Genomic DNA, 17,926 nt, shown 5'->3' on the forward strand with positions numbered 1-17,926 from the left:
TGACCGGGCCCTTCCGCCCCTCGTCGGGCGGGCTATTGTGCGGTCCATGGAGACGCCTGACAACGCCACTGAACACCCCGACGAAGCGCCCGGAGCGGCCGGGACCGCCGCCCAGGACTGGGCCACCGCCGCCGCGGAGCCGCAGTACCGCGCCGCGGTCGTGGACCTGCTGGGCGCCCTCGCGTACGGCGAGCTGGCGGCCTTCGAGCGCCTCGCCGAGGACGCGAAACTGGCGCCGACACTCGGGGACAAGGCGGAGCTGGCGAAGATGGCCGCCGCCGAGTTCCACCATTTCGAACAGCTGTCCGACCGGCTCGCCGCCATCGACGAGGACCCGACCGCCGCGATGGAGCCGTTCGCCAAGGCGCTGGACGACTTCCACCGCCAGACGGCTCCGTCCGACTGGCTGGAGGGCCTGGTCAAGGCGTACGTCGGCGACTCGATCGCCAGCGACTTCTACCGCGAGGTGGCGGCCCGGCTCGACACCGACACCCGTGCCCTGGTCCTCGCCGTGCTCGACGACACGGGGCACGGCAACTTCGCCGTGGAGAAGGTGCGCGCCGCGATCGAGGCCGACCCGCGCGTGGGCGGGCGGCTCGCGCTCTGGGCCCGTCGGCTGATGGGCGAGGCGCTCTCGCAGGCCCAGCGGGTGGTCGCCGACCGCGACGCGCTCTCGACGATGCTGGTGGGCGGGGTCGAGGGCGGCTTCGACCTGGCGGAGGTGGGCCGGATGTTCTCCCGGATCACCGAGGCCCACACCAAGCGCATGGCCGCGCTGGGGCTGGCCGCGTAGGACCGCGTGACGACCGGGCTACTGGGCCGCCGCCGACCTCGTGAGGCGGCGGCCGCGTGGACGGATCAGCAGCGACAGCGTCACCGCCCCGACGGACACGGCGCCGACCAGGGTCGCCACGGTGTGGCCCGGGCCGAGCGCGGAGTGGGTGAGGAACGCCCCGAACAGGGCGCCCAGCGCACCGGTGGGATACACCGCACGGGCGGAGGGGAGCCGGTCGGCCAGTGAGCGGACGGCCACCCAGGACAGGGCGAGTCCGAGGACGGCGGAGCCGAAGGATTCCCAGATCACTAAGGATCACCTCGCGGGGGTGTGCGGGGCGGGCAAATCGGTCGTAGGCGGTACTACCCCTGGCCCACTCCGCACAACCCTCCGCCGGGCCGGGGAAACCCGTACGGGTAAGGCTTTCCCGAGCGGTGCGTACGGCGTCCCCGGCCTGGGCATACAGGAGTCGGCCCGCTGGGCGAACGGGAGCGGCCCGCTGGGCATACGGGAGCGGCCCGGCGGGACATCCCGCCGGGCCGCTCCCGTGATCACCGCGTCCCGTGGACTACAGCGCGCCGAACCCCACACGCCGGGTGGTCGGCTCACCGATCTCCACGTACGCGATCCGGTCGGCCGGCACCAGGACCTTGCGGCCCTTGTCGTCCGTGAGGCTCAGCAGCTCCGCCTTGCCGCCCAGTGCGGCGGCGACCGCGCTCTCGACGTCCTCGGCGGAAAGCCCGCTCTCCAGAACGATCTCCCGGGGCGTGTGCTGCACCCCGATCTTGACCTCCACGGCTATGTCCCTCCGACGGTCAGTCCCTGCGCGGCGAACCGCGCCGTACGCAGCCACATTAGCCCGGTGGGAGCATGCCTCACGGCCCGACCGGCAACGCCCGCAGCGAACACGGGGCGGTACCCGGCCGGGACGGGGCGCGACGGACCGCCGGGACGGGGCGCGACACGCGACCGGGACGGGTGGTCAGTGCTGCTCGACGCCGTGCAGCGGGAAGCCCGCGATGCCCCGCCAGGCCAGCGAGGTGAGCAGCTGCACCGCCGTGTCGCGGGGGATGCTGGAGCCGCTGGAGAGCCAGTAGCGCGCGACCACCTGCGACACACCGCCGAGGCCCACCGCCAGGAGCATGGACTCGTCCTTGGACAGGCCCGTGTCCCCGGCGATCACGTCGGAGATCGCCTCGGCGCACTGGAGGGAGACCCGGTCGACCCGCTCGCGCACGGCAGGCTCGTTGGTCAGGTCCGACTCGAAGACCAGCCGGAAGGCGCCGCCCTCGTCCTCCACGTACGCGAAGTAGGCGTCCATCGTCGCCTCCACGCGCAGCTTGTTGTCCGTCGTCGAGGCCAGCGCCGTCACCACGGCCTGGAGCAGCGACTCGCAGTGCTGGTCGAGGAGGGCGAGATAGAGCTCCAGCTTGCCGGGGAAGTGCTGGTAGAGCACCGGCTTGCTGACCCCGGCCCGCTCGGCGATGTCGTCCATCGCGGCGGAGTGGTAGCCCTGTGCGACAAAGACCTCCTGCGCGGCGCCCAGCAGCTGATTGCGTCGGGCGCGGCGGGGAAGGCGCGTGCCTCGCGGGCGCGCTGCCTCTGTCTGCTCGATGGCGCTCACGCCGCCTCCCAAATGTGTGTTCCAGCACAGCCGATCCGTACACGCTGCGCCGTACAGCCATCGTACTTTTGGGTAACCCCGGTGCGCGCGGCGCGGACGCAGAATTTCACGGACCGGACGACTGCGGAAGCCATGGCTTGGCCAAGGCCAGGAGCAAAGCGGGCGATCTAGCGGTAATCGTCCTCGTCCAGGGGGATCACCCTGCGCTGTTCCGCCACATCCGCCTCATTGGCCGTGGCCAGGTCGAGGTTCCCCACCTCTTCGTCGTCCTCGGGCCGGATGTCCGTCCGCTGCTCGACGGCGTCCGCCTCCGGCGCCTCCGGACCGGGGGTGTCCGGCTCGGCGTTCTCGAAGGTGTCCGGGTCGCTCGGGTCGACCGTCATCGGGTGGCTCCCTTCCCCTGAAGCGGCTTCTCTTGAAGCCTAGGAGCAACACTCCTACCCCGCGATGCGACCTGTGACCGCGAACACATGAACCAGTACGTGATCGTCTCGTAACATTGGCGCATGTCTTCGACCGAGCTGCCGGGTACGCAAGCCGTCGCCGCGGCGACGGCTCCCACGGTCAGCGCCGTCCGGGTCGCCGAGGGCGAGCGGCTGCGCTCGGTGGCGCTCCCGGGGCTCACGCTGACCGTCCGCTCCCGGCCCGCCGACCGGACGGGACTGCCGCCCGCGCTCTTCGTGCACGGGCTCGGCGGCTCCTCGCAGAACTGGTCGGCGCTGATGCCGCTGCTGGCGGACGCGGTCGACCCCGACGCCGTCGACCTGCCCGGATTCGGTGACTCGCCGCCGCCGGACGACGGCAACTACTCGGTCACCGGGCACGCCCGCGCGGTCATCCGGCTGCTCGACGCGGAGGGGCGCGGGCCCGTCCATCTGTTCGGCAACTCCCTGGGCGGTGCGGTCGCCACCCGGGTCGCCGCCGTCCGCCCCGACCTCGTGCGCACCCTCACCCTGATCTCGCCCGCGCTGCCCGAGTGGCGGGTGCAGCGGCCCGCCGTGCCGACCGGTCTCCTGGCGGTGCCGGGGGTCGCCCCGCTCTTCGCCCGGCTCACAAAGGACTGGACGGCGGAGCAACGGACGCGCGGAGTCATGGCACTCTGTTACGGCGATCCGGCACGGGTCTCCGACGAAGCCTTCCGTCATGCGGTGGCCGAGATGGAGCGCCGGCTGGAACTGCCGTACTTCTGGGACGCGATGACGCGTTCGGCCCGGGGCATCGTGGACGCGTACACCCTGGGCGGCCAGCACTCACTGTGGCGCCAGGCCGAGCGGGTGCTCGCACCGACCCAGCTCGTGTACGGCGGACGGGACCGGCTCGTCTCGTACCGGATGGCGCGCAGGGCGTCCGCGGCCTTCCGCGGTGCCCGGCTGCTGACCCTGCCCGAGGCGGGGCACGTGGCGATGATGGAGTACCCGGAGGCGGTCGCCCAGGCGTTCCGGGAGCTGCTGGACGATTGCGGCGGGAGCTGATCCGGGGCGTGGGACGACACAGCCGAAAGGGCTCGGGGGCCACCCGCCCGGACGCCGCGGCCGCGGAGCCGGGCGGTCCTCGCGCCGTACCCCGGTCCGGCGGTGGCGGCAGGCGCAGGCGCCAGGCGCCGTTGCCCCCTGCCGACGGGCACATCCCCTTCCAGGACGCGCCCTCCCCGGGCACCTCGTATCCGGACGGCCCGCAGGTGCGCGGCGGCCATCCCGAGCAGCGTGAGCCGGGCGGCGGGTGGGGCACCGGGCCGCAGCCGCGCCAGGGGGCTCCCGCCGGTCAGCAGCCGTACGGGGGCCAGGCCCCCGGCCCGTCGCCGTACGGTGCCACCGCGGCCGGTGCCCGGGGCTCCGGCGCCCGGCCGTACCCGCAGACGTCCGGCCCGCAGATGTCCGGTCCGCAGGCGTCCGGTCCGTCGGGCCCGCAGGCGTACGGCGCAGCGGGCCACCGCGCCCAGGACGCCGCCCGGGAGGAGGCTGTGGCGCGGCAGGTGTCCGCCCAGCGGGCCGCGCAGCGTGCGGCAGACGGCCGAGTGGCGCGGCAGGCGGCCGGCGTCCCCGGGGTGATGCCCGGCCCGCGCCGGGAGTTCGTCGACGCCTTCGACGGCCTTGACGGCCTCGACACCGAGGCGCCCGGCCCGGCAGACCCGTCCGGCCCGCGTACGGACTCCGGGGCCGCCGGTCCGCCGGAGGAGCCGGACGGCACCGGCCCGGACGCGGAGCCCGCCCGATGCCGCGCGGCCAAGGGCGGCAAGGGGCGCACCTTCACCGGGATCGCCGCCGCCGCCGTGACCACCGTGCTCGCGATCGTGGTGGCCGGACAGGTCGCCGAGGACTCCGCCGCCCGGTCCGCCGCCGCGGCGCGGACCGCGGACCGGGGCGGTGACGAAGGCGCCTCGCGCTCGGAGGCCCGTCCGACCCCCGAGCGCCCCGCGAAGCCCCCCGAGGTCAAGCCCCTCTCGTACGCGGCCAAGATGGCGCAGCCCTTCCCGCTCGCCGCGGACCTGAAGGCGAGCGGAGAGTTCGAGGCGGTCCCCGGACTGGCGAAGGCGCCCGGCAAGGGGAGGAAGTACCGCTATCGCATCGATGTCGAGAAGGGTCTCTCCCTGGACGCGGGCCTGTTCGCCGAGGCCGTCCAGAAGACGCTGAACGATGACCGGAGCTGGGCGCACAACGGTGCGATGACCTTCGAGCGGATCTCCTCCGGGAGCCCGGATTTCGTCATCACGCTCGCCAGCCCCGGGACCACCGGCGAATGGTGTGCGAAATCCGGTCTGGACACGACGGTCCAGAACGTCTCGTGCGATTCCGCCTCGACCGACCGCGTGATGATCAATGCCTATCGCTGGGCCCAGGGTTCCGCCACCTTCGGCCCGAAGAAGCTTCTGCCCTACCGTCAGATGCTCATCAATCACGAAGTCGGCCACCGGCTCGGATACGGCCATGTGAGCTGCCGCACCCCCGGCGCCCTGGCCCCGGTGATGCAGCAGCAGACCAAATCCCTGGACATCAACGGGATCAAGTGCAAGCCCAACCCCTGGGCGTACCCCAGTAGTTGACGAAGCCTGTCCGCATGGTGAGATGGTCGCCCCTGTTCCGTTTTGACAGTGGTCAAGGCGGTCGTTCATATTTCTCGGCATGTCACGCAGCCCCGCACCTTCCGAGATCGCCGCCCTTGAGCTGGCGCTTCTCGGCGTGACCGGGCACTGCGTAGCCGACATTCTCTGTCGCTGACGCCCGTCCGAGCGCGCCGTCGGCCTTTCCTTTTCCCGTGCCCCGTCCGTGAGCCCCTGACCGGCTCCACGGGCACTGTGACCGCCGCGCCCGGACGTAACTCCGTCCGCAGGCGCGGCTTTTGCTTTCCCGGCTCCTTCCCGGCTCTTTCCCGGTCCCTTTCCGGGCTTCTTCTCCGGCCCGGCAGGGGCTCTCGTCCCGGTTTTCGCCAATGAGCCCCGGAGCCTCTTCCGCTGTCGCCTGCGCGGATTCCCCTTTCCCTTTTCCGCGCTGTTCCCGCAGTACTCCGAGAGGTCATCTTCCGATGCGTCAACCGTCCGTCATATCGCGCCGCGTGGCAGCGGCCACCGTCACCCTCGTCCTCGCCGCGGGTGCCGCGGCCTGCGGCCCCGAGGACAGCAAGGGCGGCGACAGCGGCTCCAGAGCCGAGGGCAAGCCGCAGAAGGGCGGCACCCTCACCGTCCTGAACCGCAATCCCCAGCAGGACTTCGACCCCGCCCGGCTCTACACCTCCGGCGGCGGCAACGTCCCCTCCCTCGTCTTCCGCACCCTCACCACCCGCAACCGCGAGGACGGCGCCGAGGGCGCGCAGGTCGTCCCCGACCTCGCCACCGACCTGGGCACGCCCAACAAGGACGCCACGGTCTGGACGTACACCCTCAAGGAAGGGCTGAAGTACGAGGACGGCACCGCGATCACCTCCGCCGACATCAAGTACGGCATCGAGCGCTCCTTCGCCCCCGAACTCTCCGGCGGCGCCCCCTACCTGCGGGACTGGCTCATCGGCGGCGCCGACTACCAGGGCCCGTACAAGGAGAAGAAGGGCCTCGACTCCATCGAGGTGCCCGACGACCGGACCATCGTCTTCCGGCTGAACAAGCCCGAGGGCGAGTTCCCCTACCTGGCGACCCAGACGCAGACCACCCCCGTACCCAAGGCCAAGGACACCGGCACCAAGTACGAGGAGCACCCGGTCGCCTCGGGCCCGTACAAGGTCGTCACCAACGAGAACGACGGCGAGCGCCTGGTCCTGGAGCGCAACCCGCACTGGTCGGCGAAGACCGACGAGGAGCGCAAGGCATACCCCGACCGGATCGACGTCCGCTCCGGCCTGGACTCCGCCGTCATCAACCAGCGGCTCTCCGCCTCCCAGGGCGCCGACTCCGCCGCCGTCACCACCGACACCAACCTCGGCCCGGCCGAACTCGCCAAGGTCGGCAGCGACAAGAAGCTCGCCGCCCGCGTCGGCACCGGCCACTTCGGCTACACCAACTACATCGCCTTCAACCCGAAGGTGAAGCCCTTCGACGACCCGAAGGTGCGCCAGGCGATCTCGTACGCCGTCGACCGCACCTCGGTCATCAACGCGGCGGGCGGCTCCTCGCTCGCCGAGCCCGCCACTACCTTCCTCCCCGAGCGGGACTTCTTCGGCCACACGCCCTACGACCACTTCCCGGCCGGTAAGACGGGCAATCCGGAGAAGGCCAAGGAGCTGCTGAAGGAGGCCGGGCACGGCAAGGGGCTGACCGTCACCCTCACCCACTCCAACGCCAAGGACTTCCAGACCAGCCCGGAGATCGCCACCGCGATCCAGGCCGCGCTCAAGAAGGCCGGGATCACCGTGAAGCTCCAGGGTCTTGAGGACAACGACTACTCCGACACCACCCACGACGCCAAGAGGACGCCCGGCTTCTTCCTCTCCCGCTGGGGCGCCGACTGGCCCTCCGGCGGCCCCTTCCTCGCCCCGATCTTCGACGGCCGGCAGATCGTCAAGGACGGCTCCAACTACAACGCCGCCTTCCTGAACGACCCCGAGGTCAACAAGGAGATCGACGAGATCAACAAGCTGACCGACCTGAAGGCCGCCGCCACCCGCTGGGGCGCGCTCGACAGCACGATCGGTGAGAAGGCGCTGACCGTGCCGCTGTTCCACCCGGTCTACAAGCGGCTGTACGGCGAGAGCGTCAAGAACGTCGTCATCAGCGACTGGACCGGTGTCCTCGACGTCTCCCAGGTCGCGGTCAAGTAGTCATGGCACAGGCTCTTCCGGTCCAGGAGGCGGGAGCGGCGCCGGCCGTCGCCCCCGCCTCCGGGGCCCGGCCCTTCCGGCGGAGGCTGCGCGCCCAGCGCGCGGCCTTCGCCGCGGCCCTCGTCGTCCTCCTGCTCGTCCTGGTCGCGCTCGCCGCGCCGCTGCTCACCGCACTGGCGGGCCAGGACCCGAACACCTACCACCCCGACCTCGTCGACTCGGCGGCCGGCGGCGTCCCCATCGGCCCCTTCGGCGGCATCAGCGCCGACCACTGGCTCGGCGTCGAACCCCAGACCGGCCGCGACCTGTTCGCCCGGATCGTGTACGGCGCCCGGGTCTCGCTCGGCGTCGCCCTCGTCGCCACCGTCCTCCAGATCACCCTCGGCCTGGTCATCGGCCTCACCGCCGCGCTCGGCAGCCGCCGGGTCGACCGGCTCCTCAGCTGGATCACCGACATCAACGTCGCTCTGCCGCTCATGGTCATCGCCCTGGCCCTCCTGGCGATCGTCCCCGACACCTTCCCCCGGCCCGTCCTGATCGCCCTGGTCCTCGGGGGCATCGGCTGGTCCGGTATCTCGAAGATCGTGCGGGCCCAGGCGCTCGCGCTCACGTCCCTCGACTTCGTCGCGGCGGCCCGGCTCAGCGGGCGCGGCAGATGGGCCATCGCCCGCCGCGAGCTGCTGCCCTCGCTCGCCGCCCCCGTGATCACGTACGGGGCCCTGGCCTTCCCCTCCAACATCGTCGCGGAGGCGGCCCTCTCCTTCCTCGGAGTCGGCATCAAACCGCCCACCCCGTCCTGGGGCCAGATGCTCACCGAGGCCAACACCTGGTACCAGGCCGCCCCCACCTACCTCCTGCTCCCCGCCGGGCTCCTCTTCATCACCGTCCTCGCGCTCACCGTCCTCGGCGAGGGCGTCCGCACGGCCCTCGACCCGCGCGCCGCCTCCCGGCTCCGGGTGGGCACCAGGAACAGCGACGGAGGTGCCCCGTGACCGGGTTCCTGATCCGGCGGCTCGGCGGGGCGGTCCTCGTCCTGTTCGCCCTGACCGCCATCCTGTACGGCATCTTCTACGTGGCCCCCGGCGATGTCGCCCAGCTCGTCTGCGGCCCGCGCTGCTCGCCCGCCCAGGTCGCCCAGGTCACCGGGCAACTGCGGCTGGACGACCCGCTGTACGTGCAGTACGGGCACTTCCTCCAGGGCATCGTCGCCGGACGCGACTTCTCCACCGGCACCGGCGTGGAGCACTGCTCCGCACCCTGCCTCGGCGTCTCCTACCAGTCCGACCAGCAGGTCATGCAGCTCATCCTGGCCAAGCTCCCGGTCACCGGCTCGCTGGTCGTCGGCGCCTTCGCCGGATGGCTGCTGCTCGGCGTGGGCACCGGCGTCCTCTCCGCCTGGCGGCGCGGCCGGCTCACCGAACGCGTCCTGACCTGGCTGACCCTCGCGGGCTCGGCCATGCCCGTCTTCGTCATCGGGCTGCTGCTCATCATCGTGTTCTGCTCCACCCTCCAGTGGCTCCCGGCGCCCTCGTACGTCCCCTTCACCGAGGACCCCGAACAGTGGGCCTGGGGACTGCTGCTGCCCTGGGTGTCGCTGGCGCTGATCGAGTCCGCGAAGTACGCCCGGCTCACCCGCAGCGCCATGCTGGAGACGCTCGCCGAGGACCATGTGCGCACCTTCCGGGCGTACGGGGTCGGGGAGCGGGCCATCATCGGCCGGCACGCGCTCCGGGGCGCGGTGGCGCCCGTCATCGCCCTCAGCGCCCTGGACTTCGGCACGATGTTCGGCGGCGCCGTCCTCACCGAGTCCCTCTTCGGCATCCCCGGCATCGGGCGTGAACTGGTCAACGCCGTCAAGCTCGTCGACCTGCCGGTGGTGGTCGGCATGGTGCTGGTGACCGGGTTCTTCGTCGTCCTCGCCAATGCCGCCGCGGACCTGCTGTACGCGCTGGCCGACCGACGGGTGGTCCTCTCATGACAACGAACGATCCCTTGGTGGAGGTCGCCGGTCTCACCGTCGACTTCGGTTCCGTACGCGCGGTGGACGGGCTCTCCTTCACCCTGGAGGCGGGCGGCGCCCTCGCCGTGGTGGGGGAGTCCGGCTCCGGCAAGTCCGCCTCCGCCTACGCCCTGCTCGGCCTGCACCGGGGGACCGGCGCCCGGGTCGGCGGCACGGTCCGCGTCGCCGGTACGGACGTGAACGCGGCCGACGACGCCGGACTCCGGGCGCTGCGGGGCGCGCAGGCCGCCATGGTCTTCCAGGACCCGCTCTCCTCGCTCGACCCGTACTACCCGGTGGGCGACCAGATCGCCGAGGTCCACCGGGTCCACCGCCGCGTCTCCCGCCGGGCCGCCCGCGCGCGGGCCGTCCAGGTGCTGGACCGGGTCGGCATCCCGGACGCGGCCCGCCGCTCCCGGCTGCGCCCGCACGAGTTCTCCGGCGGGATGCGGCAGCGGGCGCTCATCGCGATGGCCCTGGCCTGCGAGCCCCGGCTGATCGTGGCCGACGAGCCGACGACCGCGCTCGACGTGACCGTACAGGCCCAGATCCTGGACCTCCTGCACACCCTGCGCCAGGAGACGGGCATGGGGCTGCTGCTGGTCACCCACGATGTGGGCGTGGCGGCCGGGAGCGTGGACGAGGTGCTCGTCATGCGGGGCGGCCGGGAGGTCGAACGCGGGCCGGTGGCCCAGGTGCTGGGCGCGCCGCGCGAGGCGTACACGAAGGAGCTGCTGGCGGCGGTGCCGAGGGTGGAGACGCGGCGGGTGGTGGGAGTTCCCTCGCCGCGCGCCGCCGAGCCGGGCGTGAGCGCCGAAGAAGCCTCCGTACCGCTGCTCGAAGCCGTCGACCTGCGGCGGGAGTTCGGGCGGGGGAGCGGGCGGACCCTTGCTGTGGGCGGGGTCTCGCTCACCGTGCGCGCCGGGGAGACGCTCGGCATCGTCGGGGAGAGCGGCAGCGGCAAGACCACGCTCGGCCGGATGCTGGTGCGCCTGCTGGAGCCGACGGCGGGCCGGCTCCGTTACGGGGGTACGGAGATCGGCTCGCTGTCGGAGAAGGAGCTGCGGCCCTTCCGGCGCGAGCTCCAGATGGTGTTCCAGGACCCCGTCGCCTCCCTCAACCCGCGCCGCTCGGTGGGCGAGTCCGTGGCCGACCCGCTGCGGGCGGCCGGGGAGCGCGACGAGGGGCGCGTACGGGACCGGGTGGGCGCACTCCTGGAGCGCGTCGGTCTCGACCCGGCGCACTTCGAGCGCTACCCGCACGAGTTCAGCGGCGGACAGCGCCAGCGCATCGGGATCGCCCGCGCCCTGGCCGCCGAGCCGAAGGTCATCGTCTGCGACGAACCGGTCTCCGCGCTCGACGTCACCACCCAGGCCCAGGTGGTCGCCCTGCTCGCCGAACTCCAGCGCGAACTGGGCATCGGCCTGGTCTTCATCGCCCACGACCTCGCCGTGGTCCGGCAGGTCAGCGACCGGGTCGCGGTGATGCGGGGCGGCCTGATCGTCGAACAGGGCCCCGCCGACGAGGTGTACGGAGCCCCCCGCGACCCGTACACGAAGCAGCTCCTGGCGGCCGTCCCGGCCCTCGACCCCGGGCTCGCGGCGGCCCGCCGGGCGGCCCGCAAGGAGCTGGCCGCAGCCTGACGCTCCGTAACAACCGACCGCCGTATCGCGACAGAACGCGACCGGGCCGGGAAAGTTACGACGGTTCACCCCTTTCGGTGGTGCGACGGACAACCGTCCGTCGCGCCACCGATGTATCCGCTTACGGTCGTCCCGCTGTGAGTCGCCATTCCAACGGCGGCCGCCCACAAGGGAGATCGGGGGTGTACTCGTGCGGATCGGACTGCTCACCGATGGTGGTTATCCGTATGCGACCGGTGAGTCCAGACTCTGGTGCGACCGGCTCGTACGCGGTCTGCCGCAGCACGAGTTCGACCTCTTCGCGCTGAGCCGCTCCGCCCACCAGGAGGACCAGGGCTGGGTCAGGCTGCCGCACCACGTCAGCCGGGTGCGCACCGCGCCGCTCTGGACGCCCGAGGACGGCACCCTGCGCGGCAGCGGTGAACGCGGTCTGCTGGCCAGGCTGGTGACCGGCGGCGGCCCGTCCTACGGGCGGCGCGACCGCAGACGCTTCGCCGCCCACCTGGAGGCGCTGGCCACCGCGATCTGCGCCCCCGAGGACACCGGCCGGGAGCCGGCCACCGACGGAGGACTCTTCACCGAGGGGCTCTACGGACTGGCCGAGCTGGCCCGCGAGCGCGGCGGACTCCACCTCGCCCTGCGCTCCGAGACCACCGTGCGCATCCTGGAGGCCGCCTGCCGCGCCCGGGGCACCGGCCGGACCGTGCAGAGCGCCACCGTCCTGGACCACCTCGCCGTCGCCGCCGAGCTGGAGCGCGCCCTGCGCCCGCTCTCGCTCGACTGGTACGGGCAGGACAGCCTCGGCGCCGTCGACCTCTGCCACGCCACCTCCGGCGGGGCCGCCGCACTCCCGGGGCTGCTGGCCAAACGCTTCTTCGGGGTGCCGCTCCTGGTCACCGAGCACGGCGTGCAGCTCCGCGCGCACTACCTGGCCGCGACCGACGCGCCCTTCGGCGCCCCGGTGCGCGCCCTCCTCGCCACCTTCCACGGGCAGCTGGCCGCCGAGGTCTACCGCCAGGCCACCGTCATCACCCCCGGCAACACCCACGTACGCCGCTGGCAGCAGCGGTGCGGCGCCGACCCGGCCAGACAGCGCACGGTCTACCCGGGCATGGCCGCCGAACGCTTCTCGCCGGTCGGCGAGGACGACGACCAGGGCGGGCCCGGCACCCTGGTCTGGGTCGGCCGGATCGAGCCCGCCAAGGACCTGATCGCCCTGCTGCACGCCTTCGCCGAGGTCCGCCGCGCCGAACCGGACGCCCGGCTGCGCGTCTTCGGCGCCCCGGCCGAGGGCGGCGAGGGCGCCACCTACCTCGCGCACTGCCGGGCGCTGGCCGCCCAGCTCTTCCCCGACGAGGCCGTCGGCGCGCACGCCGAGGGCGTCAGCCCGGTCACCTTCGAGGAGATCGGCGGCCCCGAGGTCCCCGACCTCGCCGAGGCGTACGCGGCGGGCGGGGTGATCGTCCTCTCCAGCGTGGTCGAGGGCTTCCCGATCAGCCTGGTCGAGGCGATGTTCTGCGGCCGGGCCACCGTTTCCACGGATGTCGGGGCGGTCGTCGAGGTCATCGGCGGCACCGGCCTGGTGGTGCCCCCGCGCAATCCCCGGGCGCTCGCGGACGCCTGTATCGCGCTGCTGCGCGACCCCGAGCGCCGCGCGCGGCTGGGAGCGGCGGCGCGCGCCCGGGCGCTCGAACTCTTCACCGTCGAACAGAACCTCGCGGCATTTCGCGGCATTTACCTGGAGCTGATCTCGCACGCCCCGGTGCGGCGGGAGGCCGACGCCGTGGACGCCCACGGCGAACCGCTGCTCTTCGCCACCCCGGCGGAGGCCCGGCTCCTCGGCCACTGGACCCAGCCGCAGCCCCCGGCCACCGGGGCCTGGTCCGAACCGGGGACCGGGGTGCCCAGCTGGGCCGCCGGAGCGGAGCCCGAACCGGCCCCGGAGCCCGAGGGCGTCTGCGCGGCGGTCCACGGACCGGGGGACGGCGATGCGTGACCACCCGACCGGCCCCCGCTCCCACTCTCATCTCCACCCCCGCCCCTGTTCCCGCCCCGACCACGGAGACCGCCCGATGCCCCGTACGGAAGACGCCACGGTGTCTGCTGATGCCGCTGTGGGTGTGGATGCCGCTGTGGGCGCGAATGCCGCCGAGCCCGCCGTGGCCTCAGTGGCCGCCGCGTCTGCCGCAGTCGCCACGCGGGCCGACGGTGCCGACGATGCCGCCGGGGGTGGCGACGCCGGACCGGACCGCCCCGCCGAGATCCCCGCGCGCGCTCCCCAGCGCAGGCCCGCCGCCCCCGCGCGCCGGGGCCCCGCCGACCCGGTGAAGTCCCTGATGCACCACCACCGCGACCTGTGCGAACGGGCCGTGAGCCCGCTGGAGATCGCCGCCGGGCTGGAGGCCCACGGCCTCACCGACCGCACCGCCGCCCGCTACCGCCACCGGGACGTGTTCTCGCTCGCCGAGGAGCTGTACGCCCGCATCCCGGCCCGGACCGCCGAGCCCGCCGCGCCCGAGCCCCCGCCGCCCGGACCCGACAGCGAGGCCCGCGCCGGGTGGACGCTGCTCGCGCTGCTCCCCGGCGCCGCCTGCCTCGCCACCGCCGGTCTGCTCCGGGCCACCGAAGGGGTGCTCGGCGGGGGAGCGCGGGCCGCCGTGACCGTCACCGGCGCACTCCTGGCGTGCCTGGCGCTCCGGCTCTGCCTGAGCCGGGGCCCCCTGCGCGCCCCCGAGGGAGCGGGCCGCGCCGGGATGTACGCCTGCTGGCTCCTGAGCTTCGCGGTGTACGGGGAGGAGCTGATCGCCCAGGTCATCAGCGGCGGCCCGGACGGCCCGTGGGAGGCGACCCCCGCCCCCTTGCTGGGGCTCGCCGCCGCCGTCGCCCCCGCCGCCTGGTGCGCCCACCTCTTCACCGTCCGGGCCCACCGCAAACTCACCGGCAGCCGCGCACTGGAGGAGTTCGGCGCGGGAGTGCGCCCCCTGCTCCTGGCAGCCGTCGCCCTCTTCCTCTGCGCCCTGCTGCCCCTGCTGTTCCTGGCCGGCCTCGGCCTCGGCGGCGACGGGACGCCGGTCGGGGCCGCCGCCCTCGGGGTGCTGTTCTTCCTGGCCCGGCTGCTCGCCGCACACGGACTGCCCGAGCCGGGCACCGTCGCGCTCGCCGCCGCGTGTGCCGTGGAGGCCGCCGCCCCGGCCCTCGTCCTCGCCGGACGGCTGCCCGGCCTCGAACCGCTGGCCGCACCCGTGCACGCCCTCGTCTCGGCGGGCGGCACCGGAGCCGTATCCGCCCTCGCCTGTGGCGCCGCCGCCCTCGGGCTGCTGGTCCACGCCTCCGCCGCCCTCTCCCGGGCCTCCGCCCACGCGAGGAGCTGACCGGCCCCGCCCCCGTACCCCCGGAACCGCCACCCCCCGAACCGCACCACCGCACCACTCCCTCGGAGCCGACGCCGCGGGCTTTCCCCGTCACACCGACCGATCGACCGATCCACCAAGGAGTAACCCGCCATGACCCCCCAGTCCCCCGCACCGGCAGGCCGCCGTCGGCACCGAGGCGGTGCGCGATGAGGGTGCTGCTGCTCGGAGCCAACGGATTCCTCGGCCGCTTCGTGGCCGACCGGCTGCTCGCCGACCCCGCTGTCCACCTCACGGCCCTCGGCCGCGGCGACGACGCCGACGTCCGGTTCGACCTCGCGGGCGGCAGCCCCGGAGCGCTCACCCGCTTCCTGGACGCCGTCCACCCCGGAGTCGTCGTCAACTGCGCGGGCGCCACCCGCGGCGGCGCCCGGGACCTCACCCGCCACAACACCGTCGCCGTCGCCACCGTCTGCGAGGCGCTGCGCCGCAGCGGCTGCGGGGCCCGGCTCGTCCAGGTCGGCTGCGCCTCCGAGTACGGCCCCTCGCAGCCCGGCTCCTCCACCGCCGAGGACGCCGTCCCGCGCCCCGGCGGCCCGTACGGCGTCAGCAAGCTCGCCGCCACCGAGCTGGTCCTCGGCTCGGCCCTCGACGCCGTGGTGCTCCGGGTCTTCTCGCCCGTCGGCCCCGGCACCCCGGCGGGCTCCCCGCTCGGCCGGCTCGCCGAGGCGATGCGCCGGGCCATGCAGGCGGGCGACGGCGAGCTGAAGCTCAGCGGCCTCGGCGTGCAGCGGGACTTCGTCGACGTACGGGATGTGGCGCGGGCCGTCCACGCCGCCTCGCTCTCCGCCGCCCAGGGCGTCGTCAACATCGGTACCGGGCGCGCCGTCCGGCTCCGCGACGCCGCCGCCGTACTGGCGCGGGTCGCCGGGTACGCGGGCGCGCTCCACGAACTGGACTCGCCCCCTCCGCGCCTGCCCATCGGGGCCCCGCGCACCTCCGCCGAGTCGGTGATGGAGCACCTCTCGGCGACCCCGTCCCCGTACCCGGACGGCTGCGGTGCCTGGCAGCAGGCCGACGTCCGCACCGCGCGGGACCGGCTCGGCTGGCGCCCCCGGATCAACCTGGAGGAGTCGCTCGCCGACATCTGGATGGAGGCGGCATGCCGTATCTGACCGCCCCCGCCGACGCCCGCAGGATCGCGGGCGGCGAACAGCTCGGCTTCGGCGTCCCCGGCTACGCCCACCCGCTGCTCGCCCCCGCCGAATGGGCCGAGCTGGTCCGCCCCGGCACCCCGCTCCACTGGGCCGTCCTCAACATCGCGGGCGGCCCCGGCACCCGGCCCGACCCGCACTGCCTGGAGGTGGCCGGGCGGCTCCGCAACGCCCGGGAGCGCGCCCTGCACGGCGAGGAGCCGGACGACTCCGTACGCGCCTGCGGCGGCCGGCTCCTCGGCCACCTCGACCTGGCCCACGGCGAGCGGCCGTTCGACGAACTGATCGCGGACGCCCGGGCCTTCATCGACTGGTACCGGGTCGGCGGCTTCTACCTCGCCCGCTGCCCCGCCGAACGGGCCCAGCTGCCCGGCGTACGCCGTCTCACCGGCACGCTCCACGCGCTGCTGGCGGAGAGCGACAGCGCGGACGACGGCGGTCGCCTGGTCCTGGGCCACGGCACCCACCCGTATCCCGGTTACGCGGAGGCGGCCGACCAACTGGTCACCTTCCAGGGCCCGTGGACCGACTACCGCTGGTCACAGGTGGCCGAGTGGACGGCGGACTATCCGCCCGGCCGGTTCGCGCACTTCGTCCACGGAGTGCCCCGCACCCATCTCGACGAGGCGATGCGCGTCGCCCGCTGGCAGGGCGCCGGGACGATCTTCTTCACGGACCGGGGCGGACAGAGCGCTGACGGACGGAGCGGACAAACCGATCCATTCGCGGCGCTGCCCAGGTACTGGGACGAAATTGTCTCGCGGATCGGACCCGGTATCTCGGAATGAGAAGGGGCGTGGCAGTGTTACCGGAAGAACAACCGTACGTAGTCGATGGACGCGCAGTCGACGTACGTAAATCCGACCACCTGCATTGTTGAGGTTCCTGTGTCGCTGCCACCCCTGGTCGAGCCGGCCGCCGAGCTCACCGTCGACGAGGTCCGCAGGTACTCCCGCCACCTGATCATCCCGGATGTCGGGATGGACGGACAGAAGCGTCTGAAGAACGCCAAGGTGCTCTGTGTGGGCGCCGGCGGTCTCGGCTCGCCGGCCCTGATGTACCTGGCCGCGGCCGGGGTCGGCACGCTGGGCATCATCGAGTTCGACGAGGTCGACGAGTCGAACCTCCAGCGCCAGATCATCCACAGCCAGGCCGACATCGGCCGGTCCAAGGCGCAGTCCGCCAAGGACTCGGTGCTGGGCATCAACCCGTACGTCAATGTGATCCTGCACGAGACCCGGCTCGAGGCCGACAACGTGCTGGAGATCTTCGCGCAGTACGACCTGATCGTGGACGGCACGGACAACTTCGCCACCCGCTATCTGGTCAACGACGCCGCCGTGCTGCTGAAGAAGCCGTACGTCTGGGGCTCGATCTACCGCTTCGACGGCCAGGCGTCCGTGTTCTGGGCCGAGCACGGCCCCTGCTACCGCTGCCTCTACCCGGAGCCCCCGCCGCCGGGCATGGTCCCCTCCTGCGCCGAGGGCGGCGTGCTGGGCGTGCTGTGCGCGTCGGTCGGCTCGATCCAGGTGACCGAGGCCATCAAGCTGCTCGCCGGTATCGGTGACCCGCTGGTCGGCCGTCTGATGATCTACGACGCCCTGGAGATGCAGTACCGCCAGGTCAAGGTCCGCAAGGACCCCGACTGCGCGGTCTGCGGGGAGAACCCGACCGTCACCGAGCTCATCGACTACGAGGCTTTCTGCGGCGTCGTGTCCGAGGAGGCCCAGGAGGCGGCGGCCGGTTCCACGATCACTCCGAAGCAGCTCAAGGAGTGGATCGACGGCGACGAGAAGATCGAGATCATCGACGTCCGCGAGCCGAACGAGTACGAGATCGTCTCGATCCCCGGCGCGAAGCTGATCCCGAAGAACGAGTTCCTCATGGGCACCGCGCTCCAGGACCTCCCGCAGGACCGCCGTATCGTCCTGCACTGCAAGACGGGTGTCCGCAGCGCCGAGGTCCTCGCGGTCCTCAAGTCGGCGGGCTTCGCCGACTCGGTGCACGTCGGCGGCGGCGTGATCGGCTGGGTCAACCAGATCGAGCCGGAGAAGCCGATCTACTAGAGCCATGAGCA

General features: G+C 73.1%; 16 protein-coding genes. 12 read left to right on the forward strand and 4 right to left on the reverse strand.

Features of this window, described 5'->3' with window-relative positions:
• The first annotated feature begins 46 nt into the window (after positions 1-46).
• Entirely contained in the window at positions 47-793 is a 747-nt protein-coding gene (locus B7C62_24630; protein ID ARF75070.1) for a tRNA 2-methylthio-N6-isopentenyl adenosine(37) hydroxylase MiaE-like protein, read from the forward strand.
• A gap of 18 nt (positions 794-811) precedes the next feature.
• Here B7C62_24630 and B7C62_24635 read toward each other — a convergent pair whose 3' ends face one another.
• The 4 genes from B7C62_24635 to B7C62_24650 form a co-directional block, all read right to left on the reverse strand.
• Positions 812-1,084: a hypothetical protein gene (locus B7C62_24635; GenBank protein ID ARF75071.1), complete on the reverse strand. Its 273-nt coding sequence runs from the start codon at positions 1,082-1,084 to the stop codon at positions 812-814.
• Positions 1,085-1,343: 259 nt separating this feature from the next.
• Positions 1,344-1,571 (reverse strand): ATP-binding protein, encoded by a 228-nt coding sequence (locus tag B7C62_24640; GenBank protein ARF75072.1) that lies wholly within the window; start codon positions 1,569-1,571, stop codon positions 1,344-1,346.
• A gap of 186 nt (positions 1,572-1,757) precedes the next feature.
• Positions 1,758-2,399 (reverse strand): TetR family transcriptional regulator, encoded by a 642-nt coding sequence (locus B7C62_24645; protein ARF75073.1) that lies wholly within the window; start codon positions 2,397-2,399, stop codon positions 1,758-1,760.
• Positions 2,400-2,566: 167 nt separating this feature from the next.
• Positions 2,567-2,782 carry a hypothetical protein gene (locus B7C62_24650; GenBank protein ARF75074.1) on the reverse strand — a complete coding sequence of 72 codons (216 nt, stop codon included), beginning with the start codon at positions 2,780-2,782 and terminating at the stop codon, positions 2,567-2,569.
• A 123-nt stretch (positions 2,783-2,905) separates the two neighbouring features.
• Here B7C62_24650 and B7C62_24655 point away from each other — a divergent pair, with 123 nt between their 5' ends.
• The 11 genes from B7C62_24655 to B7C62_24705 all read left to right on the forward strand — a co-directional run bounded on the left by B7C62_24655 (position 2,906) and on the right by B7C62_24705 (position 17,915).
• Positions 2,906-3,871: an alpha/beta hydrolase gene (locus B7C62_24655; protein ARF75075.1), complete on the forward strand. Its 966-nt coding sequence runs from the start codon at positions 2,906-2,908 to the stop codon at positions 3,869-3,871.
• A 131-nt stretch (positions 3,872-4,002) separates the two neighbouring features.
• The gene (locus B7C62_24660) at positions 4,003-5,439 is read left to right on the forward strand and encodes a hypothetical protein (GenBank protein ARF75076.1); all 1,437 of its coding nucleotides are present in this window, start codon (positions 4,003-4,005) and stop codon (positions 5,437-5,439) included.
• Between the two features lie 479 nt (positions 5,440-5,918).
• Complete coding sequence (locus B7C62_24665; GenBank protein ID ARF75077.1) at positions 5,919-7,643, forward strand: ABC transporter substrate-binding protein; 1,725 nt, start codon at positions 5,919-5,921, stop codon at positions 7,641-7,643.
• 2 nt (positions 7,644-7,645) lie between these two features.
• Complete coding sequence (locus tag B7C62_24670) at positions 7,646-8,635, forward strand: peptide ABC transporter permease (protein ARF75078.1); 990 nt, start codon at positions 7,646-7,648, stop codon at positions 8,633-8,635.
• Positions 8,632-9,621 carry an ABC transporter permease gene (locus tag B7C62_24675; protein ID ARF75079.1) on the forward strand — a complete coding sequence of 330 codons (990 nt, stop codon included), beginning with the start codon at positions 8,632-8,634 and terminating at the stop codon, positions 9,619-9,621. The genes B7C62_24670 and B7C62_24675 overlap by 4 nt, the downstream gene beginning before the upstream one ends.
• Complete coding sequence (locus tag B7C62_24680; GenBank protein ID ARF75080.1) at positions 9,618-11,285, forward strand: ABC transporter ATP-binding protein; 1,668 nt, start codon at positions 9,618-9,620, stop codon at positions 11,283-11,285. The genes B7C62_24675 and B7C62_24680 overlap by 4 nt, the downstream gene beginning before the upstream one ends.
• Positions 11,286-11,475: 190 nt before the next feature.
• On the forward strand, positions 11,476-13,281 hold the full coding sequence (locus B7C62_24685; GenBank protein ID ARF75081.1) for a transferase: 1,806 nt from the start codon (positions 11,476-11,478) through the stop codon (positions 13,279-13,281).
• A 172-nt stretch (positions 13,282-13,453) separates the two neighbouring features.
• Positions 13,454-14,656, forward strand: a complete 1,203-nt coding sequence (locus B7C62_24690) for a hypothetical protein (GenBank protein ID ARF77359.1) — start codon at positions 13,454-13,456, stop codon at positions 14,654-14,656.
• 188 nt (positions 14,657-14,844) lie between these two features.
• Positions 14,845-15,810 (forward strand): reductase, encoded by a 966-nt coding sequence (locus B7C62_24695; GenBank protein ID ARF75082.1) that lies wholly within the window; start codon positions 14,845-14,847, stop codon positions 15,808-15,810.
• Entirely contained in the window at positions 15,798-16,637 is an 840-nt protein-coding gene (locus B7C62_24700; protein ARF75083.1) for a phage tail protein, read from the forward strand. Before B7C62_24695 ends, B7C62_24700 begins: the two co-directional genes overlap by 13 nt.
• 99 nt (positions 16,638-16,736) lie before the next feature.
• Positions 16,737-17,915: an adenylyltransferase/sulfurtransferase MoeZ gene (locus B7C62_24705; protein ARF75084.1), complete on the forward strand. Its 1,179-nt coding sequence runs from the start codon at positions 16,737-16,739 to the stop codon at positions 17,913-17,915.
• Positions 17,916-17,926: the final 11 nt, after the last annotated feature.

The sequence above is a fragment of the Kitasatospora albolonga genome (assembly GCA_002082585.1).
GTDB lineage: Bacteria > Actinomycetota > Actinomycetes > Streptomycetales > Streptomycetaceae > Streptomyces > Streptomyces stephensoniae.